Annotated in this window: 16 protein-coding genes and 1 tRNA gene; 7 read left to right on the top strand and 10 right to left on the bottom strand. The window is 59.7% G+C overall.

The genetic code is table 11. The features are described from left to right. Positions 1–116 precede the first annotated feature (116 nt). From GGQ66_RS05660 to GGQ66_RS05645, 4 genes are all read right to left on the bottom strand, one after another. The gene (locus tag GGQ66_RS05660; RefSeq protein ID WP_183790311.1) at positions 117–3,938 is read right to left on the bottom strand and encodes a vitamin B12-dependent ribonucleotide reductase; all 3,822 of its coding nucleotides are present in this window, start codon (positions 3,936–3,938) and stop codon (positions 117–119) included. 738 nt (positions 3,939–4,676) lie between these two features. After that, the gene (gpt, locus tag GGQ66_RS05655; RefSeq protein ID WP_183790309.1) at positions 4,677–5,171 is read right to left on the bottom strand and encodes a xanthine phosphoribosyltransferase; all 495 of its coding nucleotides are present in this window, start codon (positions 5,169–5,171) and stop codon (positions 4,677–4,679) included. Between the two features lie 171 nt (positions 5,172–5,342). Next, complete coding sequence (locus GGQ66_RS05650; RefSeq protein ID WP_183790307.1) at positions 5,343–6,185, bottom strand: universal stress protein; 843 nt, start codon at positions 6,183–6,185, stop codon at positions 5,343–5,345. A 200-nt stretch (positions 6,186–6,385) separates the two neighbouring features. Further along, positions 6,386–7,147 carry a competence/damage-inducible protein A gene (locus GGQ66_RS05645; protein WP_183790305.1) on the bottom strand — a complete coding sequence of 254 codons (762 nt, stop codon included), beginning with the start codon at positions 7,145–7,147 and terminating at the stop codon, positions 6,386–6,388. Positions 7,148–7,425: 278 nt separating this feature from the next. Between GGQ66_RS05645 and wrbA the strand changes: the two genes are divergently transcribed. Further along, positions 7,426–8,025 (top strand): NAD(P)H:quinone oxidoreductase type IV, encoded by a 600-nt coding sequence (gene wrbA, locus GGQ66_RS05640; RefSeq protein WP_183790369.1) that lies wholly within the window; start codon positions 7,426–7,428, stop codon positions 8,023–8,025. A gap of 138 nt (positions 8,026–8,163) precedes the next feature. Next, positions 8,164–8,248, top strand: a tRNA-Leu gene (locus GGQ66_RS05635). Between the two features lie 46 nt (positions 8,249–8,294). Here GGQ66_RS05635 and GGQ66_RS05630 read toward each other — a convergent pair. The 4 genes from GGQ66_RS05630 to GGQ66_RS05615 form a co-directional block, all read right to left on the bottom strand. After that, positions 8,295–8,810: a hypothetical protein gene (locus GGQ66_RS05630; RefSeq protein WP_183790303.1), complete on the bottom strand. Its 516-nt coding sequence runs from the start codon at positions 8,808–8,810 to the stop codon at positions 8,295–8,297. 126 nt (positions 8,811–8,936) lie between these two features. Further along, positions 8,937–9,680, bottom strand: a complete 744-nt coding sequence (locus GGQ66_RS05625) for a polysaccharide deacetylase family protein (protein ID WP_183790301.1) — start codon at positions 9,678–9,680, stop codon at positions 8,937–8,939. A gap of 107 nt (positions 9,681–9,787) precedes the next feature. Next, positions 9,788–10,432: an exopolysaccharide biosynthesis protein gene (locus GGQ66_RS05620; protein ID WP_183790299.1), complete on the bottom strand. Its 645-nt coding sequence runs from the start codon at positions 10,430–10,432 to the stop codon at positions 9,788–9,790. Positions 10,433–10,554: 122 nt separating this feature from the next. Next, entirely contained in the window at positions 10,555–12,015 is a 1,461-nt protein-coding gene (locus GGQ66_RS05615; protein WP_183790297.1) for a TrkH family potassium uptake protein, read from the bottom strand. 164 nt (positions 12,016–12,179) lie between these two features. Between GGQ66_RS05615 and ilvA the strand changes: the two genes are divergently transcribed. From ilvA to GGQ66_RS05595, 4 genes are all read left to right on the top strand, one after another. Then, positions 12,180–13,430: a threonine ammonia-lyase gene (gene ilvA / locus GGQ66_RS05610; protein ID WP_183790281.1), complete on the top strand. Its 1,251-nt coding sequence runs from the start codon at positions 12,180–12,182 to the stop codon at positions 13,428–13,430. Between the two features lie 32 nt (positions 13,431–13,462). After that, complete coding sequence (locus GGQ66_RS05605; RefSeq protein ID WP_183790279.1) at positions 13,463–13,780, top strand: HlyU family transcriptional regulator; 318 nt, start codon at positions 13,463–13,465, stop codon at positions 13,778–13,780. Positions 13,781–13,969: 189 nt separating this feature from the next. Continuing rightward, positions 13,970–17,116: an ammonium transporter gene (gene amt, locus GGQ66_RS05600; RefSeq protein ID WP_237358795.1), complete on the top strand. Its 3,147-nt coding sequence runs from the start codon at positions 13,970–13,972 to the stop codon at positions 17,114–17,116. Between the two features lie 146 nt (positions 17,117–17,262). After that, positions 17,263–18,471: a GGDEF domain-containing protein gene (locus tag GGQ66_RS05595; RefSeq protein ID WP_183790367.1), complete on the top strand. Its 1,209-nt coding sequence runs from the start codon at positions 17,263–17,265 to the stop codon at positions 18,469–18,471. A 25-nt stretch (positions 18,472–18,496) separates the two neighbouring features. On the opposite strand, the gene GGQ66_RS05590 is transcribed toward GGQ66_RS05595, so the two are convergent. Together GGQ66_RS05590 and GGQ66_RS05585 are read right to left on the bottom strand one after the other, a co-directional pair. Next, on the bottom strand, positions 18,497–19,426 hold the full coding sequence (locus tag GGQ66_RS05590; RefSeq protein WP_183790275.1) for a pseudouridine-5'-phosphate glycosidase: 930 nt from the start codon (positions 19,424–19,426) through the stop codon (positions 18,497–18,499). A 35-nt stretch (positions 19,427–19,461) separates the two neighbouring features. Continuing rightward, positions 19,462–20,412 (bottom strand): carbohydrate kinase family protein, encoded by a 951-nt coding sequence (locus GGQ66_RS05585; RefSeq protein ID WP_183790273.1) that lies wholly within the window; start codon positions 20,410–20,412, stop codon positions 19,462–19,464. A 222-nt stretch (positions 20,413–20,634) separates the two neighbouring features. Between GGQ66_RS05585 and recA the strand changes: the two genes are divergently transcribed. Beyond that, the gene (gene recA / locus GGQ66_RS05580; protein ID WP_183790271.1) at positions 20,635–21,723 is read left to right on the top strand and encodes a recombinase RecA; all 1,089 of its coding nucleotides are present in this window, start codon (positions 20,635–20,637) and stop codon (positions 21,721–21,723) included. Positions 21,724–21,882: the final 159 nt, after the last annotated feature.

The raw sequence follows: 21,882 nt of genomic DNA, 5'->3' as shown, positions 1-21,882 counted from the left end.
TTCCGCTATACGCGATTCATCGGCCGCGTTGGCGGCCGATGGCTCTCTTGGGCAGCGCGCTACGCCGCTGATTGAATGTCACCAGGATGTCTTGATGACAAACCCGGTGAAAGCGATCAGGAGCAACCGCTTGTGGAACCGCAGGTGTCGCACTTCTCGCAGGTGCCGTTGCGAACCATGGTGAAGTTCTGGCACTCGGAGCACATGTTGCCGGTGTAACCCTGCATCAGCGCGCGGTTGCGGCGTTCGGCTTCGATCCGCTTGGCTTCCGTCTTGGCCGCTGCTGCGTCGGCGGCGGCCTTGTCGGAGAAGAGGGCCGTGCGTTCCTGTGCGGCTTCGTCCACCACGGCGTCGTTCAGGTCTTCGGCGATCTCCTCGGCCAGTTCCTTGGCGCGCTCTTCATAGTCACGCTTGAAGGAGACGACTTCGGAGGTCGAGATCGCGAGCGTCGGTTCGATCTTGCGGGCAGCATTGCCCGAGAAGGCCGTGACGCTGCTGAAGCCCGATGCCTTGGCAGGAGCGACGGTTGCCGAACCCTTGGCCTCGGAGGCAGATGCCCGGTCGCCGCCGGAGACCAGCGTCGGCTTGTAACCACGCGTCCAGCCGGTGGAAACAAGGTTGGTCTTGCCTTCCTGGATGCCCTTGCCGAGCGCGGTGTTCGAGAAGTCCGACGTATCGACATGCGCCAGATCGTGGCGGCCGAGATAGGAGACGGCGAGTTCGCGGAACACGTAGTCGAGGATCGACGTGGCGTTCTTGATCGCGTCGTTGCCGATGACGATGCCGGCCGGTTCGAACTTGGTGAAGGTGAAGGCCTCCACATATTCTTCCAGTGGTACGCCATATTGCAGGCCGAGCGAGATCGCGATGGCGAAGTTGTTCATCATCGCGCGGAAGGCGGCACCTTCCTTGTGCATGTCGATGAAGATTTCGCCAAGGCGGCCATCACCGAATTCGCCGGTGCGCAGATAGACCTTGTGACCACCGACGGCTGCCTTCTGGGTATAACCCTGACGGCGGTTCGGCAGTTTTTCGCGCTCGCGGATGACACGTTCCACCACACGTTCGACAATACGCTCCGTCACCGTCACGGCCTGGGCCGCGACCGGCTGCTGGACGAATTCCTCCAGCGCATCCTCGTCGTCCTCATCCTCGATCAGCGAGGCATTGAGCGGCTGCGACAGCTTGGAACCATCGCGGTAAAGCGCGTTGGCCTTCAGCGCCAGCTTCCACGACAGCATGTAGGCCGAGCCGCAATCCTCGACGGTCGCCTCGTTCGGCATGTTGATCGTCTTGGAAATGGCGCCCGAGATGAACGGCTGGGCCGCTGCCATCATGCGGATGTGGCTTTCGACCGAGAGATAGCGCTTGCCGATCTTGCCGCACGGATTGGCGCAGTCGAACACGGCGAGGTGCTCGTTCTTGAGGAAGGGTGCACCTTCCAGCGTCATCGCGCCGCAAACGTGGATGTTCGCCGCTTCGATGTCCTTCCTCGAGAAGCCGAGATGGTCGAGCAGGTTGAAAGTGATGTCGGAAAGCTGCTCGTCGGAAACCTTCAGCGTGTTCTTCAGGAAGTCGGCGCCAAGCGTCCACTGGTTGAATACGAACTTGATGTCGAAGGCGCTCTTCAGGGCTGCGTTGACAGCCTCGATCTTTTCGTCGGTGAAGCCCTTGGCCTTGAGCGACGAGGGATTGACGCCCGGCGCCTGGTTCAGGTTGCCATGGCCGACGGCATAGGCCTCGATCTCGGCGATCTGGCTTTCCGAATAGCCGAGCGAACGCAGGGCTTCGGGAACCGCACGGTTGATGATCTTGAAGTAGCCGCCGCCGGCAAGCTTCTTGAACTTCACCAGTGCGAAGTCGGGCTCGATGCCGGTCGTGTCGCAGTCCATCACGAGACCGATCGTGCCGGTGGGGGCGATCACGGTCGTCTGGGCGTTGCGGTAGCCGTACTTCTCGCCGAGTTCCAGTGCCAGATCCCAGGCGATGACGGCGTGGGTGATGAGGTCCGGGTCCGAGCAGTCCTTGTGGATGAGCGGCACCGGGTTGACCGACAGGCCTTCATAGCCGGTCGCATCGCCGCGGGCGGCGCGGGCATGGTTGCGGATGACGCGCAGCATGTGCTCGCGGTTCGGTTCGAATTCCGGGAACGGACCAAGCTCCGAAGCGATCTCGGCCGAGGTCGCATAGGAAATGCCGGTCATGATCGCGGTCAGCGCGCCGGCAATCGCACGGCCTTCATCGGAATCGTAGGGAATGCCAGAGGACATCAGGAGACCGCCGATATTGGCGTAGCCGAGGCCAAGCGTGCGGTACTTGTAAGAGAGTTCCGCAATCTGGCGCGAGGGGAACTGCGCCATCATCACCGATATCTCGAGAACGACGGTCCACAGGCGAACGGCATGCTCGTAATCGCCGATATTGATGCGCTTGGTGGCGGCATCCTTGAACTGAAGCAGGTTCAGCGAGGCAAGGTTGCAGGCCGTGTCATCGAGGAACATGTATTCCGAGCACGGGTTCGATGCGCGGATCGGGCCGGCAGCCGGGCAGGTGTGCCAGTCGTTCATCGTCGTGTTGAAGTGCAGGCCCGGATCGGCTGATGCCCATGCGGCATGGGAAATCTTTTCCCAGAGGTCGCGGGCCTTCAGCGTCTTCACGGTCTTGCCGTCCTTGCGGGCGGTCAGGTTCCAGTCGCCATCATTTTCCACGGCGCGCAGGAAGTCGTCCTTCAGCGAAACGGAGTTGTTGGAGTTCTGACCGGAAACGGTCAGGTAGGCTTCCGAATCCCAGTCCGTGTCATAGGTCTTGAATTCGATATCCTTGTAGCCCTGCTGGGCGAATTGGATGACGCGCTTGACGTAGTTTTCCGGAACCTGGTCCTTCTTGGCGGCGCGGATTTCGCGCTTGAGGGCGGGGTTCTTGGAGGGATCGAAGCAATCGCCATTATCCGCCTCGCAGTTCACGCAGGCCTTGAGAATGGCCTTGAGGTGCTTGGCGACGATCTTGGAACCGGTGACGAGGGCGGCGACCTTCTGCTCTTCCTTCACCTTCCAGTCGATATAGGCTTCGATATCCGGATGGTCGATATCGACCACCACCATCTTGGCGGCGCGGCGCGTGGTGCCGCCCGACTTGATGGCGCCCGCAGCGCGGTCGCCGATCTTGAGGAAGCTCATCAGACCCGAGGAACGACCGCCGCCGGACAGCTTTTCACCTTCGCCGCGCAGGTAGGAGAAGTTCGAGCCGGTGCCGGAACCATATTTGAAGAGACGCGCCTCGCGCACCCACAGGTCCATGATGCCGCCTTCGTTGACGAGATCGTCACCGACGGACTGGATGAAGCAGGCATGCGGCTGCGGGTGCTCATAGGCCGAGGACGACTGCACAAGCTGGCCGGAGAAGGGGTCGACGTAGAAATGGCCCTGGCCGGGACCATCGATGCCATAGGCCCAATGCAGGCCGGTGTTGAACCATTGCGGGGAATTCGGGGCAACGCGCTGGGTGGCCAGCATGTAGGCAAGTTCATCGCGGAAGGTCAGCGCATCTTCTTCCGACGAGAAATAGCCACCCTTCCAGCCCCAGTAGGTCCAGGTGCCGGCCAGACGGTCAAAGACCTGACGGGCGTCGGTCTCGGAACCGATGCGCTCGTTCTCGGGCAGCTCGGCAAGGGCGGCCTCATCGGCCACGGAGCGCCACAGGAAGGACGGAACGCTGTTTTCCTCAACCCGCTTCAGGCGCGCCGGAACGCCGGCCTTGCGGAAATATTTCTGGGCCAGAATATCGGTCGCGACCTGGCTGAACTGGGTCGGCACGTCGATATCGGCCAGACGGAACACGATGGAGCCATCGGGATTCTTGATTTCGCTGGTTGCCTTGCGGAATTCGATTTCCGCATAGGCAGACTGGCCCGGCTTGGTGAAACGGCGTTCGATGCGCATGTTGCCCTTCCTTTGTTTTGTTCGCGCCTCTTTTCAGAGCGCAACAAATCCCCGCGGCTGTTCAGCTTGTCCAAGCAGCCGTTCTCATTGTCATTCAGGTGACGGATGGTCACCCATTATGTTGGGGTATCAGCGGCTGCAAGCACTAAATATAGTACCCACAGAAGATTTTTACCAGTCCCCGATTTGTCTCGTGGCCTCGGTGAAAAAAAGGCGCAAAAGCTCGTCCTCGCGCCATCGGAAACGGCCGCGAAAGGGCTCATGCGTCAGTTTTCATGAGAGGGACCGGCCTCGTTACTTCCGGGTCCCATCGCCGCCGCAACGGTCCTCATTAAGTTCAAAACGGCTCACGCGGTCAAGAATTTGTTCATCATGAGGGGTGCGGCACAAGATGTAGTGGATAATGCCGCGTATTTGGGGATAACTCGAAGAGTATCGAAAATTCAGAGGGTTGCGCCGTTGTCCTGATGCGTCTTCGTGGGTTTGCAGGTGCCGATCCGATTTTTCGGTCACAATATATGACCCCTCCGTGACACGAATGTCACGCTGCGCCTCACGCCACGTCGGTTTCACGGTTTTATAAGAATATTGTTTTTTTTTAATAGTTTGAGTGGTTTTGACGCAGGCCGGGCGCGCACGGGTGTCCCGTTACGGCACATGCTGGTGATTCGCGGCGGAGCCAACGAAAAAGGCCGGAGCATGGCTCCGGCCCTCTGGCCTCCACAGGGTTCTGGCGACTCAGTCGCGAACCTTGGCGATCGGCTCCTGATAGGCGAAGCCCATGTCCCACGGGAAATAGATCCAGGTATCCTGCGACACCTCGGTCACGAAGGTGTCGACGGTCGGCACACCCTTGGGCTTGGCGTAGACGCAGGCGAAATGCGCCTTCGGCATCATGGCGCGCACTTCCTTTGCGGTTTTGCCGGTGTCGGTCAGATCGTCAACCACCAGCACACCTTCGCCGCCATTGGCCAGCAGCGGATCGGAAATCGGCTTCAGCAGACTGGTCTCACCCTGATTGAGATAGTCGTGATAGGAAGCAATGCACACCGTATCGATCATGCGGATGTTCAGTTCGCGGGAAATGATGGCAGCCGGTACGAGACCGCCGCGGGTGATGCAGACGATGGCCTTGAAGTCCTGGCCAAGTCCTGCAAGCCGCCAGGCAAGCGCGCGGGCGTCGCGATGGAATTGATCCCAGGAAACGGGAAAGGCTTTATCGGGTAGCGACATACGGGTGAACTCCGGGTGACGGAAATTGAATTCTTATGGGCAGCGCTTTTAGCGCATTTCCGACAAAGGTGTGAAACGGTTTTGTGTGCGGATTGGCGACAAACCCATGGTTTTCGCCAGAAAAGGCAAGGGCGGCCTGAAAGACCGCCCCTGATTTTCCCGGAATGTCGTTCAGCGTGAAAGCAGCGTCAGCGCCGTCATGGACTCGAGCAGGGTGCGCGTGACGCCGCCAAACAGCATTTCCCGCCAGCGGGAATGACCATAGGCCCCCATAACCAACAGATCGATGCTGGCATCGGCCAGCCGGTTCTCGATCACTGCCGAGGCATCGAGATCGGTGGCGCTGTGGGTCGACAGGACGGCGTTGATGCCGTGGCGGGCGAGCGTCGCGGCAATTTCCGCGCCAGCCGTCTCCGGCGATTGCGTCGGGGTTTCCGGCGGATTGACCGAGAAGACCTCGACGAACTCCGCGGCCTTCAGGAAGGGAAGCGCATCGAAGGTGGCGCGCGCTGCTTCGCGCGAACCGTTCCACGCCAGCAACACGCGGCGGATCGGCTTCGGTTCCGTCATGATCTGCGGCACAAGCAGCACGGGGCGACCGCTGTCGAACAGGAAGCCTTCGATATCGGCACGGCTTTCCGAGAGAAGCGAACCGTCACCCTGGGCGGCAATGATGAGGTCGGCCGAGCGGGCGCTATCCACCACCGAGACCGATGAAAACCCGATGGACGAAACGATATTGCGCCATTCATAGGTGCAAACGCTCTGGCTAGCCTTACGGGTGAAAATGTCCTCAATGGCCGCGGTTTCAGACCGCGCTGCCTCTTGCAGGGCTTCAATGGCAACCGGGTCCGGAATTTCCATCGGCGCCACCATGGGCACGGCCGAGAGATTTTCGAGATGCAGGCCAGTGACATGGCCTGCAAACGTCTCCGCAAGGGAGATCGCGAAATCGCTGATCAACGCGGCATTGGTCTGTCTGTCGAGCACCGCGAGAATAGTCTTGTAAGCCATCATGGACTCCTTTGCGAAACGCAACTTTCATACGCTGCTTCTGACCCGCACGATCGCGCCTTGTGGCCGGGACAAGGCGCTTTCCCACATGCGGGGCTTCGCTTGACAGGGTCAGAGTGCTGCCGCAGCAAACGCCCTTCCTTGACCTCGGTCAAGCGCAGGATTGCCGTTGTGCAAAAGACTTGGAGCCCGACGGCGCTTCAGGCAGGTGACGCTTCCTTTTCCACCCGAATGGCCTCGAGCATGGCTCTCACATCCGCCGCAGCAGCCTCCATCACGCTTTCGTCACGGGCGCGCACGATGAGTTCCGTGGTGAAGCCGCTACCACCGAAACGCGGATAGGAGCCGATGCTCGTTTCCGGATGCGCTTTCTGGATGGCACCCAGCCGAAGACCGATCTCGCCCTCGCCATAGGGGCTGATGATGGCCACTGACAACATCTTGCGGCCATGGGCCAGCGTCGGCAGCACATGGTCGAGCATGGCCTCGAACACCTGCGGTACACCGGCCATGACATGAACGTTGCCGATCCTGAAACCAGGCGCCGTGGAGACCGGATTGGGAATGTGCTCCGCTCCCTGCGGCATGCGCGCCATGCGCTTGCGGGTTTCGGTAAACTCCATGCCACGCCGCTCATACATGGCGCCGAGCAGTTCCATCGCCTTCTCATCGTGAATGCAGGGCAGGCCAAAGGCCCTGGAAACGGCGTCGGCGGTGATGTCGTCATGGGTCGGACCGATGCCGCCGGATGTCAGAACATAGGTGTAGCGGGCGCGCAGCGCATTCAGCGCCGCAACGATCTCTTCCTCCTCATCCGGCACAATACGGACTTCCTTGAGATCGATGCCGCAGAGCGTCAGCATATGGGCGGCGTGCCCGATATTCTTGTCGCGAGTGCGGCCAGAGAGCAGTTCGTCGCCAATCGCCAGCATGGCGGCGGTCACGGTTCCTTCAGCGGTCATGGTATTTCTTTCCATTCATTCGGCGAGCGAAATTAGCGCACTCCGCAGCGAAGCGAAATGGGGCATGAAGTGTCGAAAAAATGAATAAAAGGATTTTTTCGTTCTGCTTTATTGAACAGTCAGTTCGCGTATGATCGGCTGTGCGGATCGCCGGATCGGCCCTAAGTTAGTTCTCACGAACGCAACGGAGATGCGGCATGGTGTTCAACCTCATCCGTCGGATAGCGGCGAAATTGCAGACACAACAGGTTCCCGAACAGGAAAAGGAAACGAAGAAAATGGCCAAGGTACTGGTTCTCTACTACTCTTCTTACGGTCACATCGAACAGATGGCTTATGCCGTTGCAGAAGGCGCAAAGGCAGAAGGCGCTGAAGTCGTCGTCAAGCGCGTGCCGGAAACGGTTCCGGAAGATGTCGCCAAGGGCGCACACTTCAAGCTCGATCAGGCTGCACCGGTCGCGACAGTTGCCGAACTGGAAGAATATGACGCCATTATCGTCGGTGCCGGCACCCGCTTCGGCACGGTTGCCTCGCAGATGCGCGCATTCTGGGATCAGACCGGCGGCGTCTGGTTTAACGGCAAGCTGATCGGCAAGGTCGGTTCGGTCTTCACCTCTTCCGGCACGCAGCATGGCGGCCAGGAATCGACGATCCTCGGCTTTATCCCGACCTTCCTGCACCACGGCATGGTCGTTGCCGGTCTTCCCTATTCCTTCCAGGGCCAGATGGGCGTTGAAGAAGTCAAGGGCGGTTCGCCCTACGGTGCATCCACCATTGCCGGTGGCGATGGCTCGCGCCAGCCTTCTGCCGTCGAACTGGAAGGTGCAAAATTCCAAGGCGCAACGGTTGCCAAGCTGGCCGCTAAGCTCTCGGCCTGATTTCTTGCAACCTACTGAATTAAATGGGCGCGATCCGCATGGGTCGCGCCTTTTTGTTGGGGTGATAGCAAGGTGCAGGCCGTGCCGTTCGAAACAAGCTCTTGACGTTTCAGGCCAAGTTGTCGAGAAGAAGCGCGCGCGGACGTGGCGAAACTGGTAGACGCAAGAGACTTAAAATCTTTCGGAGCAATCCGTGCGGGTTCGAGCCCCGCCGTCCGCACCATCAGCGATTATGGCTATCGGCAAAGCTTTCGCGATGGGGCAACGGTTTAGCGTTGATCGAGCATCGTGCGAATGGAATAGAAAAGCTGTGCATCGACCGCATTTTTCGGTTCGCATTGTTTCACGCCGATGGCCACCTTCGTGATGCTGTTTACCGGGAATTTCGGTGCGAGTTGCAGCGGCGTATTCCGCGCATAGCTCTTGCCCGGGAAGGAAGCCCAGTTCTGGTAGAAGATCGCGACTTCCTTGTCGCTGGCGTCCGTGAAAATGGCAACGATGCAGACGTCGTCACGGTCCTCGGGGTCACGATTGTCCAGACCGAGGCGGATCGTCAGTCCGTTGTTCGCGGGTGATGCCTGAACGGCGAAACTGTACCGTTGGTCGCGCTTCCAGTCCCAGTTTTCCGTAATCACCGGGCACATGCCGGCATCCGGCGTCATGCAATGTTCGATGGGGCGGACCCGCCAGACGAAATCCTTCCAGCCATACTGATCGGCAATGGGTGTCTGATCGCTTGTGAGCAGGCCGAGCGCGAGCGAAAGATCTTTGAGAAATGAAGCCATGCTGCTTTGTGGCGCAAATTGCACCGCTCTGGCAAGCGGCCGCCCGCATCGGCACCAACGAATTCGGGGTGGGTGTGCTGGCGGCACTCGATCAGTAAGCGATAGTTCCTGACCTCAGGGGCTAGTCTATTTGAGCTTCACGAAGCTGAAGCCCTTTTTCTTCAGGGCGCGAATTCCCTCGGCAACACCTTCGCCCGCCGGTCGTTCCGGATGGTTGATGTGGGAAATCACCACATCGCCGTCCCGGGCCGAGGCAATGCGGTTCGCCGCCGCGCGAGCCGTTGCCGAGGCGCCCTGATCGCCGTTCAGGGAAAAGCCGGCGATGCGGTAACCAAGCCCTTCGATTGCCGTGATGGCGGAGGAGGTGTAGAGGGCGGTTGCGCCACGAAACCAATGGGGCCGGGGCAGACCCGATTTCTCCATCCACACGGCGCCCTGTTCCACCTCTTTGAGCACGGCATCCAGAGAACCGGCGGCCGGAATGCCGTAGATCGTATCGGGGCGATCGACGGCTGGCACATGGTTCAAGCCATGGTTTTCCACCTGGAACAGATCCGGATGGCTTTTCAGCACGGCAATGGTTTCCGCGTTTCGGCGCAGCCAGCGACCTGTGACGAAAAGCGTGGCCGGGATTTGTTCGCTGACCAGCAGATCGAGGATGCGGCGGTCGATATCGCCCGAGCAGGCGTCGAAGGTGAGCGCCACCTGCGGTGTGGCGCCGCCCTTTGGAACGTGAAGCGACGGTTCGAGGAGGTGGTCGCCGCGCGTCGCGGCTTTCGGGGTTACTGCAGCGTCGGTTGCGGCAAAGGCACGGGGCGCCGTGAAGGCACAGAACAGACAGGCGCAAAGGTTTCGACGGGACAACCGCATGGTTCAGGTCCGATAGGCAGGTGAGGCGGGGCAGACAAGTGCTGCATGTCCTCCCGCAGCCGGACGAAATTATGGCAAGCGCAGATTTCTTGCCGCATACCGTAACGTCAACTGAAACCGGGAATATTGAAGCTCGCGCCCGTGGCCCATATGAGCCAGGCCAGCCCGCCGAAGTAAACGATGGTCAGGCCGATCAGGCCATAGCCGCCGCCCACCAGGGCGCCATCGCGTTGGGAAATTCCGGTCGACAGCAGCAGGATGGCAACGCCCGGCAACGTATTCGAAAAAGGAATGAAGCTGAGCGGCATCATCAAAAGCACACCGGCAAAGGTCAGCGCCAGGCCGTTTACCCGGTTGGCGACGGCACCGGCCGTAAGATAGGAAAGGCGAGGCTTCAGAAAGCGGTCGAGTTTGCGCAGGAATGTGACGCCACGATTGAGCACCGGCACGAGTTTCGCGGTCTCCAGTTCGCGGTTGGCCACGAAATCCGGCAGCCAGGGCAGGCGGTTGATAGTGATCGCGATGGCGATCAGCACGATACCGGCGCCGAATACGGTGGAGACGCCTGGAATCGACACGGGAAAGAGAAAGGGCAGGGACAGGAGTGCGCAGAGCAGTAAAAGCCCCTGTTCGCCGATCATCGCCATCAGGTCACGCAGCGTGATGCGGTCTGTCTTGATGTCGTTCAGGATACTTTCCAGGACTTCACTTGTCTTGCGGGATGTATCCTGAAACTGGATATTCTGCGACATCTGGAAACTTTCCTGAAGAATGGAGCCGGGTGACCGATCTTGCCCTGAAAAGATCAACGGATAGGTATACGGTCAATCAAATGCACTCGCCCGGACCACACAATTGCGTGAGACATCGGGCGTTATCCACGCCAGAAGGTTGGCAAAAACAGGACTAGAACGGACAGGACTTCCAGACGTCCCAGCAGCATGAGCATGGACAGGAGATAGTAGGCCGGCTCGTTCATGGTCGAGAAATTGCCAGCCGGGCCAATAATGGGGCCAAGGCCCATGCCCACATTGGCGATCATCGTGGCGGAGGCTGAAACCGAGGTGACGAGATCGTAACCCAAAGCGCCCATGCCCATGGCGCCGATCGCCCAGATGAGTGTGAACGTGGCAAAGAAGATGAGCACGGTTTTCTGCGCGTCGGGATCGATTGCGACACGACCGTAACGCAACGAGTAAACCGCATCCGGATAGACGAGGCGCTTGAGGCCGACATGGATCATCTTGAAGAGGATCACGAAGCGGTAAGCCTTGATGCCGCCCGCTGTCGAGCCGGAACAGCCACCCATGAAGGTGGCGACGAAGGCGGCCATGACGACGAATGGCCCCCATTGGCTGTAGTCCTGACTTGCATAACCGGATGTGGAGAAGATCGAGGTAAAGTTGAAGAAAGCATGGGTCAGCGCCGCCTCGAAACTGATCCCGTTTTTGAAGTGATGGTAGATGGCCACCAAAATCGAAAAGGTGCAGACATAGCCGAAGAAAACGACAATCTGCGGGTCGTGAAGCGTTTGGAGCCTGCGTCGCACGGCAAACAGAATCATCAGCGAGAACGGCAGGCTGCCGATGATCATGAAGACCGTCGCGATCCAGAGAATGGCCCAGTTGTCGCCGAAATAGCCGAATGAAGCGTCGTGGGTTGAAAACCCGCCGGTCGATACGACCCCCATGGCATGGTTTATGGCGTCGAACCTCGTCATGCCGGCAAAATCGAAGGCCACGGCGCAGGCAATGGTAATGCCGACATAGATGGCGATAAATGCGCGGGTGAAGGTCGCAAGCCGGGCAAAGGGACGGTCGCTGTTATTGTCCGACGATTCCATCTTCAGGAACGACATGCCGCCAACCCGCAAGAACGGCAGAACGAACAATCCCAGCGCGACGATCCCGATGCCGCCCAGCCAGTGCAGCAAAGAACGCCACATCAAAAGGCCGCGAGGCATGTGATCCAGACCGGAAATGGCGGTCGATCCCGTAGTGGTTACGGCAGAAACAGATTCGAAGATCGCCTGTCCGAGGGTGATCCCGAGACTGGAGAAGTAGATCGGCAACGCGCCGGCGACGGAAAAGACCACCCAAAGCACGTTTACGAGAATGAAGCCGAACCGCTTGCTGAAGACGGGCGGCGTCCCCCTGGTCGCGGTTGCCGTCAGGAGGGACAGACCGCCCGTCAAAAAGGCGCTGACTGCAAAAACCTTCCAATGGGGATCGCGGTAATAAAGATCGACAAGGGCGGGGACAAGCATGGCTGTCGCAAGATACATGCCGCTGACGGCTGCGACATGGAATGCGGACCGGAGAAGATTGGCGTTCAAGGAAAGTCACACCCTGTTTGGTCGCTCGCGGCGTGGACCAGAAAGGGCCTTGAAACGCCGGATGCGGAATTGCTCTTCCCGTTGCGGGCACAAACGACCTTTGTTTCCGCACCTGCTTATGGCAATACCCATTGCAGTCATGAATTTCAATGGATCCTGGTGACGTGGACAAACGAGACGTTGAGAATGCCGCAGAGGCCGTGCGCGGGATTTTCCCGGAAACACCGCTGCAATTGAATGACCATCTGAGCCGCCGCTACGGTGCGAATGTGTGGTTGAAGCGCGAGGATCTGACCCCCGTTCGCTCCTACAAGCTGCGCGGTGCTTTCAACTTCATGCGCAAGGCGATTGCGACGGGCGAGGGCGGGCACACGTTCATCTGCGCTTCTGCCGGCAATCACGCGCAGGGCTTTGCCTTTGCCTGCCGCCATTTCGAGGTTCCGGGCATCGTTTTCATGCCAGTCACCACGCCGCAGCAGAAGATCGACAAGACCCGTATGTTCGGGGGCGAATACATCACCATTCGCCTGTTCGGCGATATTTTCGACCAGTGCTATGCCGCCGCGCGCGAGCATGTCGAGGTGATCGGTGGCGTCATGGTGCCGCCTTTCGACGATCTCGACATCATTGAGGGGCAGGCGACCGTTGCTGCGGAAATTGCCGCCGAACTGCCGGAGGGCGTGACGCCCGACCTCGTGATTCTGCCGGTGGGAGGCGGCGGTCTTTCCGCCGGCGTGACCGGCTATTTCCACGGGCAGTTACCCGCATCCGCCTTCGTCTTCGCTGAACCTGCGGGGGCCCCCAGCCTCAAGACCAGCCTTGAGCGCGGCGAAATCGTGACCCTGCCCAAGGTCGATAATTTCGTGGATGGCGCCGCCGTCGCGCGGATCGGTGATCTCAATTTCGACGCGCTCAAAGGCTTTTCCGCCGATCAGGTACAACTCGTTCCCGAAAACGCCATCTGCGTGACCATGATCGATATGCTGAATGTCGAAGGCGTCGTGCTGGAGCCGGCAGGCGCGTTGTCCATCGCGACGCTGGCGCAATTGGAACCGGACGAACTCACCGGCAAGACCATTGTCTGCGTCGTTTCCGGTGGCAATTTCGATTTCGAGCGACTGCCCGACGTCAAGGAAAGGGCCATGCGCTATGCCGGGTTGAAGAAATACTTCATCTTGCGACTGGCCCAGCGCCCCGGTGCCCTGCGTGACTTCCTCAACCTTCTTGGACCGGACGACGATATCGCGCGCTTCGAATATCTGAAGAAAAGCGCCCGCAATTTCGGCTCGATCCTGATCGGTATCGAAACGCGGGACCCGGCAAGCTTTGCCCTGCTGACGGCGCGCTTCGACAAGGCCGGCATCGGCTTCGAGGATATCACCGAAAACGACATCCTCGCCAATCTCATCATCTGAGCGGCCGGTGCCGCGCGCAGGAAGGAAACAACATGGCTTCGTTCTTCTCGAAAATCCTCTCGGCCTTTGGCGGCAATGCCGCGCCCGCAGCACCCAAAGAGGTGGAACCGCGCGAATACGACGGTTGCCGCATATTTGCGACGCCAATCCGCGAGGGATCGCAGTTTCGTCTGGCGGGCCGCATCGAGAAGGTGTTCGACGGACAGGTGCGGGTACGCAACTTCATTCGCGCCGATATTTTCACGAATGAAGCCGATGCGGTGGAGTTCACTTTCCGCAAGGGAGAGCAAATCCTGCAGCAAGGTCGAGGTGGTATTTTTGCGGATGGCGCAGAAAACGGCAGCGTATGAGTTCTGCCTAAAGAAGTAACAGCCGAATTATCATATTTCATTAAGTCGACATCGGTAGCGTGCGGATGTCTTCTTGAGGAGTATGACGGTTTTTAGATGCGATTGGCGGCCAAGGGCTTTCATGCAATGGTGTTTCTTGCAGCGCTGGCAGCGGCGCCCCCATTTGCGTGGGCGGCGGATGGCCAAGGGTTGAGCGAACTCGCGCATCGGCTTGATGTCGCGTGGGTTCTCGTTGCCGCCGCACTGGTGCTGATGATGCAGGTCGGCTTTCTGCTTCTTGAAGCCGGCATGGTGCGCTCGCGTAATTCCATCAATGTCGCCCAGAAAAACGTCCTCGATTTCGTCTTTGGCGTGGTTGTTTTCGCCGCCGTCGGCTTCATGTTTGCCTTCGGTTCATCCGGGTTCCTGCCGGTGGGCCTTGATGGCGATCTGTTCTTTCTGTCGAAGCTCGATTCATGGCAGGCTACCTTCTTCGTTTTCCAGGTGATGTTCTGCGGTACATCCGCCACGATCGTTTCGGGAGCTGTTGCCGAGCGTATGGGGCTGACGGCTTATGTGGCGGGAACCGTTGCCCTCTCGGCGGTGATCTATCCCGTTTTCGCCCACTGGGCCTGGGGCGGGGTCCTCGGTCCCAATCAGGGCGCATGGCTTGCCAATCTGGGTTTTGTCGACTTCGCCGGTTCGAGCGTGGTTCACGCGACGGGTGGCTGGATTTCACTGGCCGCCTGTCTGGTGATCGGCCCGCGCATGGGACGCTTCGATGAATACGGCCGACCCGTTCGCATCGCCGGTCACAATCCGGTCCTCTCGATGGCTGGCGGCATGTTGCTGTTCTTCGGCTGGATCGGTTTCAACGGTGGCTCGACGCTGGCTGTCACGTCCAATGTCGGGCACGTTATTCTCAATACGGTTCTGGCCGGTGCCGTTGGCACCTGCGCTGGTTATGTGATCGGCTATTGGCAGGACCGGGTGGTGCTGCCGGAGAAGACGCTTTGCGGCATGCTGGGCGGGCTCGTGGCCGTGACCGCTGGATGCCACCTCTTCGATGGCGCCAGTGCCGCGCTGATCGGGCTGGTGGGGGCCGCCGTTTCGCTCTGGGGTAATCATCTTCTGGAAACGCGCTTTCGGGTCGATGACGCGGTCGGTGCCGTCGGCGTGCATGCTTTTGCCGGAGTTGCGGGAACGCTCGGTCTTGCGCTGCTGGCTCCAGCCGAACTCTTACCGGCCGGTGGCAAGCTGGCGCAATTGCAGATCCAGGCGCTTGGTGTCGGCGTCAATTTCCTCTGGTGCTTCGGCCTAGGCTTCCTTTTCTTCTATGGCCTCAACCGCATCATGACTGTCCGTGTGTCCCCGGAGGCCGAGGATGTCGGCCTCAACGTTGCCGAACACGCATCACGCATGGGCGTCGGTCATGTGGAAGAGGCGATCAGCGGATTGCTGAACGGTACTGTCAATCTTTCGAAGCGCCTGCCGGTTGTCGCCGGTGATGAGGCGGAAAAGCTCACCGGCCTTTTCAACCGCCTGATGGATACGATTGAGGATGAGGAACGCCAGAAGAGCCAGCTTCAGGCGATGTCCCGTGATATGGAGGAGGCCGAACGCGTGACCGCACTGGCCAACGCCACTTTCGAAGCGATCGTCATCCACCGCGACGGCCTCATCCTCGATTGCAATCGCCAACTGGAACGCCTGACAGGCCTGTCGAGTGCACAAATCATCGGTTCACGTTTTTCCGATTACCTGACCGAAGAGTCGCGCGAAAAAGTATTTTCCGTCATGGATGACGACCGGGTCTCGGGCTACGAGATCGAGATATGCCTGCCCGATGGTCGTCGCGTGCCGGTCGAGGCAAGGGGGCGTGACATCGTGTTTCGTGGTGAGAAGGTGCGCGTCGGCTGCCTTGTCGATCTGACGGAACGCAAGGAGGCCGAAAGCCGCATTCGCCATCTTGCCCAACACGACCCGTTGACCGGGCTGCCAAATCGCGGCCTGTTCAACGAGCGGCTGGCCAGGGCGACAGGCCCGCTGGAAGGTCATCGCAGCACGGCGCTCATCCTGATCGATCTGGATCATTTCAAGGATATCAACGACATTCACGGCCACCTCGCCGGCGACGCGGTCATTCGTGAAGCGGCCCGTCGCCTTCACGGTCTCATCGGCCGTCACGATGCCGCTGCGCGGCTGGGTGGCGATGAATTTGCCATCATCCTCAATAACGTCGTGTTCGAGAACCAGCTCGAGGACTTTTGCCGTCGGATCGTCTCCGTCTTTGCCGAACCCTTCGATATCGGATTCGGGGAAAAGGTATCCGGGAGCGTCAGCGTGGGCGGTGCCCTTTGCCCGCTGCACGCCACCGATCCCGAAGACCTGTTCGCCTGCGCCGATGTCGCACTCTACCAGTCCAAGAATTCCGGCCGCAACACCTGGCATGTTTTCCGGCCCGGCATGAATGCGGAGGTTGAGCGCCGCCGCGAGATCGAGGTCGAGCTGAAGCAGGCACTCGATCGCCACGAATTCGAACTCTACCTCCAGCCGCGCATCGATCCCGCGACCGGCTCTGTCTCCAGCCACGAGGCGCTGATTCGCTGGCATAACCCCGCGCGCGGTTTCGTGAACCCGGGCGATTTCATTCCTGTCGCGGAGGCCTCCGGCACGATCATTCCGATCGGCGAATGGGTGTTTCGCGAGGCATGCCGGCTGCTCTCCACTGAGCTGCCCGGCCAGCGTGTCAGCGTCAATGTCAGCCCGGTGCAGTTCCGCCATCCCGGTTTCCTGGATGCGTTGGGCGAAATCGTCCACCGCAGCGGCGTACACCCGGACCAGATCGAACTTGAGATCACGGAAAGCGTGCTGATCGATGACGACCGCCGCGCGCAGCAGATCCTCAGGAGCCTGAAGCGCATGGGATTCGGCGTGGCGCTTGACGATTTCGGCACCGGCTATTCCTCACTCAGCTATCTCAGCCGCTATCCCTTCGATACGATCAAGCTCGATCGCCGCTTCGTGGCCAATCTCGGTGTTGTGAACAGCGCAGAAGTCATCGTGCGCAGCATTATCGATCTCGGTCGCGGCTTGGGTATGAAGGTTGTCGCTGAAGGGGTCGAGACGATCGATGAGGCCATCTTCCTGTCAGCGAGTGGATGCAACGAATTGCAGGGCTTCCTGTTCGGGCGTCCGCAACCGCTTTCGCAGGTGCAGCGGTGGTGTGACCCCATGCTCATGTCAGAAATGCGCCGCCGTCTGCTGCAGGCCGATGCCGACCGGACTGCGCTTGCCAATCTCTCCCGGCGTGCAGAGGCAGACAACCCGACACTACCCAGCGCTGTTTCGGCGTGATAATCACAGTACCAAACATTCGATAATCTCGACAGGGGCACGCGCCAGCGCGTAAAGGTCATAGCCCTGTCGTTCCGGAATGAGCGCATTTGCCGTTTTTCAACCTCTTTGTCTTTTTCGTTGAGGCTGTGTTCTATTTCACGGTCATGCTGACGCTCCTGCATTTTCGCAGGCGGCTCGGGCTGGGCGTCTTTCTGACCGCGCTCGGCGTCATGCACTTTCTTGAAACCTATCTGGCGGCCGTCTTTTACGTCGAGCTTCCCTTCGGCACGGTTTCGCCGGGATCATCAATCCTGTTCGCGGGAAAGCTGATGCTTATCCTGCTCCTCTACATCAAGGAAGATGCGGAGACGGTACGTCAGCCGATCTATGGCCTGTTCCTGGGCAATCTGATGACTGTCGCAATTGGCCTTCTGCTGCAGTTTCACGCGGTTGATGGTGTCGGACCGGTCAAGGATGCAGCCTTCATCAAGGAAATGGGCTGGCTGATGCTCTGGGGCACAACGTTGCTCTATCTCGACTCCGTCGCGATCATCCTGCTCTACGAAAGACTGGGGCGGTTCATGCCGCGCCGGGTGGTGCCGCGTTTCCTGCTATCCGGTATCGCGCTGCTGACATTTGATCAGATCGCCTTTTTCGGTATGCTTCATGCCTTCTTCGATGTGCCGTCGTCGGCTTTCTGGAGCGGATGGGCCGGCAAGATGCTCGCGGCCTTCATCTACGCCACCATTTATTTTCTCTACCGCCACATGCGTCGGGCAGGCGAACCCTATGCGGCGACCCGTCCGCTGGCCGATGTCTTCGGCGATCTGACCTTCCGCGAGCGCTACGAAGACCTGCTGGCCAGGTCCGGCCGCGATACGCTGACAGGCGTCTTCGACCGCGCCCGCATGGAAATCGACGTGCCAGCGATGATTCGCGAAAGCCTGCAATCCGGCGAAGCGATCAGCACCGTTATTCTTGATGTCGATCACTTCAAATCCGTCAATGATCGTTTCGGGCACCTAGCGGGTGACGAGGTGCTGAAGGCCCTTGCGGACCTTCTGCGTAATGCCATTCGCGGGGAAGACCGGCTCTACCGGTTTGGTGGCGAGGAGTTCGTCATCATGCTGCCACGGCTGGACCATCCGCAGGCCATGGAGCGGGCCGAACATCTGCGACGCCTCGTGGCATCGACGCTTTCGACAGCCGACCGGGTTGCGGTTACGATCAGTTGCGGCGTGGCGTCCGGCCCTGAAGATGGTGTGAATTTCGCAGAACTCATCTCGAGTGCCGACGAGCGCCTCTACACGGCCAAGGGCGAGGGGCGAAACCGTGTGTGCGGTCAGCCGAGCGGCTCTGTGGCGGACGCCTGAGCGCCCGCCGGGCTTCGTCAAAATTTCAGTTGTCCTTCATCGCCACCGCGATGCCGGCGGCCAGCCGGGCATTGTTCTGCACCAGGGCGATATTCGTCTTCAGGCTGCGGCCATGGGTCAAATGGAAGATCGCATCGAGCAGGAACGGTGTTACCGCCTTGCCGGTCACTTCCTCCCGTTCGGCGTTGGCAAGCGCCCGGCCAATGTAGATTTCCATTTCCTCACGCGGAATTTCGTGTTCTTCCGGCACGGGATTGGCAATCAGCATGCCGCCATCCAGTCCGAGCTGTTCACGGACCCGCTGGAAATTGGCGATGGCTTCCGGGCTGTCCAGAACCAGCGGGCTGGCCAGGCCGGATGAGCGTGACCAGAAGGCCGGGAACTCGTCGCTGCCATAGGTGACGACCGGCACGCCATGGGTTTCCAGCACTTCGAGCGTCTTCGGAATGTCGAGGATCGCCTTGGCGCCGGCACATACGACAGCAACATTGCTGCGAGCCAGTTCCTCCAGATCGGCGGAAATATCGAAACTTTCCTCCGCGCCGCGATGCACGCCGCCAATGCCGCCGGTTGCGAACACCTTGATACCCGCCCGCGCGGCGGCAATCATCGTCGCTGCCACCGTGGTGGCGCCGGTGCGGCGCTCCGCAATGGCGAAGGCCAGATCGGCGCGAGACAGCTTCATGGCGCCCTCGGTCTGCGCCAGGCTGCGCAGCTCCGCCTCTTCAAGTCCGATATGCAGGCTACCATTGATGACGGCAATCGTGGCGGGGACGGCCCCTTGGGAGCGGATGATATTCTCGACGCTCATCGCCATGTCCAGATTGCCGGGATAGGGCATGCCGTGGGTGATGATCGTCGATTCAAGCGCAACAAGGGGCGCTCCGCGGCTTTTTGCGGCGGCAACTTCCTTGGAATAGTGAATCGGCAAAAGGGGCGAGATAGCTCGGGTCATGGGTCATTGTTTCCGCTGCGTGGCGTAGGAGCATTTCATGCCAGATGGCAGGCCTGAGCGACAAGCCCGACCATCGTTTCAAGTCGTGCCCGATTGACCTCGGGCGCAACGGCATGTGGGGAGGAAAGGGTAATCGCCGCAAGGGCGATACCGCGTCTTAGGGCTTCGGCCAGCGGCAAGCCGTCCAGCAGGCCAGAAAGTGTGCCGGCAGCCAGCGCATCACCGGCGCCGGTCACGTCCACCAGCCGTTCCAACGGCGGAGGGGCGAGGGTGAAGGCGCCGCTTTCGTCAAAGGCGACGACCGGTTTGGAGCCGCGCGTGATGACGCCGCTTCTGAGGCCAGCGTCGCGCAACAGTTCCGGCCACGCCTCGGCATTGTCGGGTCGCTCGCCGCACAGTGCCTGGGCTTCGGCTTCGTTCATGAAAATGTGATTGAACAGCGAGAGCGAACCTTTGAGCCGCACGACCTTGGCCGGAGAAATCGCAATGGCGGCAAGCGGTTTGCTGAGGTCGCGCGCCAGCGCGGCAATCGCCGCAATCGTCAGTTCCGGCAGGTTGGCATCGCAGAGCATCCAGTCCGTTCCAGCCACCGCGTCACGCACGGCCCGCACCTGCAGGCGGCGCGGGGAAAATGCTTGATAAAGCTCCATATCCGCCAGTGCGACAACAAGATTGCCATCATGCGAAAGGATGGCCGTATAGCTTGGCGTTTGTCGGTCGAGAAAGACGAAGGGGTGGTCATCGACACCGCAGGCGGCCGCCGCCTCGGCAACGGTTTCACCATCGGCGTCACCGCCGCGCGGCGCGATCATCCGCACGGGAACGTCGAGAAGACCCAGATTGCGCGCCGCATTGAAGCCGCCGCCGCCGGGCTCGACAATGAAATGGCCCGGGTTGCTCGCGCCCGGTATGGTCTCGCCGAAAATGCGCCCGCGACGATCGATATGAGCGCCGCCAAGCACCAGGACGCGGTGTGTATCGTTCATCGAAACCATCCGTTGCTCAGCCTCTGCCGATTCGGCCAGCTGGATCGCACGCCTGTTCTCCACAATCTGGCATCCTTGTGAAAACGAAAAAAGAACATTCGTAGTTTTCTATTTTGTTTTCAATGTCTTGGCAAGGGGTTGCAAAATGAGAACAAAAAGCGTACAAAATCCGGGCTGGCTGATTGATTGCCTGCGCGCTCTCAATAACCTAAAGGTGGGAAAATGGCACAGAATTCTTTGCGGCTTGTAGAGGACAAAGCGGTGGATAAAAGCAAGGCATTGGAAGCGGCACTTTCCCAGATCGAGCGCGCTTTCGGCAAGGGGTCGATCATGAAGCTCGGCTCCAACGAGAACATCGTGGAGATCGAGACGGTTTCGACCGGTTCGCTTGGTCTCGACATCGCGCTTGGCATTGGCGGCCTTCCCAAGGGGCGTATCATCGAAATCTACGGTCCGGAAAGCTCGGGTAAGACGACGCTTGCGCTGCACACGATTGCGGAAGCGCAGAAGAAGGGTGGCATCTGCGCCTTTGTCGATGCCGAACATGCGCTCGATCCGATCTATGCGCGCAAGCTGGGCGTCGATCTGCACAATCTTCTGATCTCACAGCCGGATACGGGCGAGCAGGCGCTTGAAATTACGGATACGCTGGTGCGTTCGGGTGCCGTTGACGTTCTCGTCGTTGATTCCGTTGCTGCATTGACGCCGCGTGCCGAAATCGAAGGCGAAATGGGTGAGAGCCTGCCGGGTCTACAGGCTCGCCTGATGAGTCAGGCGCTGCGCAAGCTGACCGCCTCGATTTCGAAGTCCAACACCATGGTCATCTTCATCAACCAGATCCGCATGAAGATCGGCATCAGCTACGGTTCGCCGGAAGTCACGACGGGCGGCAACGCGCTGAAGTTCTACGCTTCGGTGCGTCTCGATATCCGCCGCGTCGGCTCGATCAAGGAACGCGAGGAAGTTACGGGTAACCAGACCCGTGTGAAGGTCGTCAAGAACAAGATGGCGCCGCCCTTCAAGCAGGTCGAGTTCGACATCATGTATGGTGAGGGCGTTTCCAAGGTCGGTGAACTGATCGACCTCGGGGTCAAGGCGGGTCTTGTCGACAAGTCCGGTGCCTGGTTCTCCTATAACAGCCAACGTCTGGGGCAGGGTCGCGAGAACTCCAAGCAGTTCCTGCGCGATCATCCGGAGCTCATGAATGAGATCGAGCTGTCGCTGCGGCAGAATGCCGGCCTGATTGCTGATCGCTTCCTGGAAAATGGCGGGCCCGATCCTGACGATGTCGATGATGCCGCCGGCCTCTGAGCCATATCTTCGCCGCTAGGCGCGAAATCCCGGAAAACCGACCGCATATCCCGTCGATATGCGGTCGGTTTTTCTTTGCGCGGCTGGACAGGGCTAAGCCCCGGAGATAAAAGCCTTTGGTTTTTTATATTATGGCCGCGTATGGCGGCGAATGAAGGG

Source organism: Allorhizobium borbori, from assembly GCF_014196535.1.
Taxonomy (GTDB): domain Bacteria; phylum Pseudomonadota; class Alphaproteobacteria; order Rhizobiales; family Rhizobiaceae; genus Ectorhizobium; species Ectorhizobium borbori.
The sequence above is the reverse complement of the archived record's forward strand: the minus strand, read 5'-3'. Positions and strand labels throughout refer to the sequence as shown.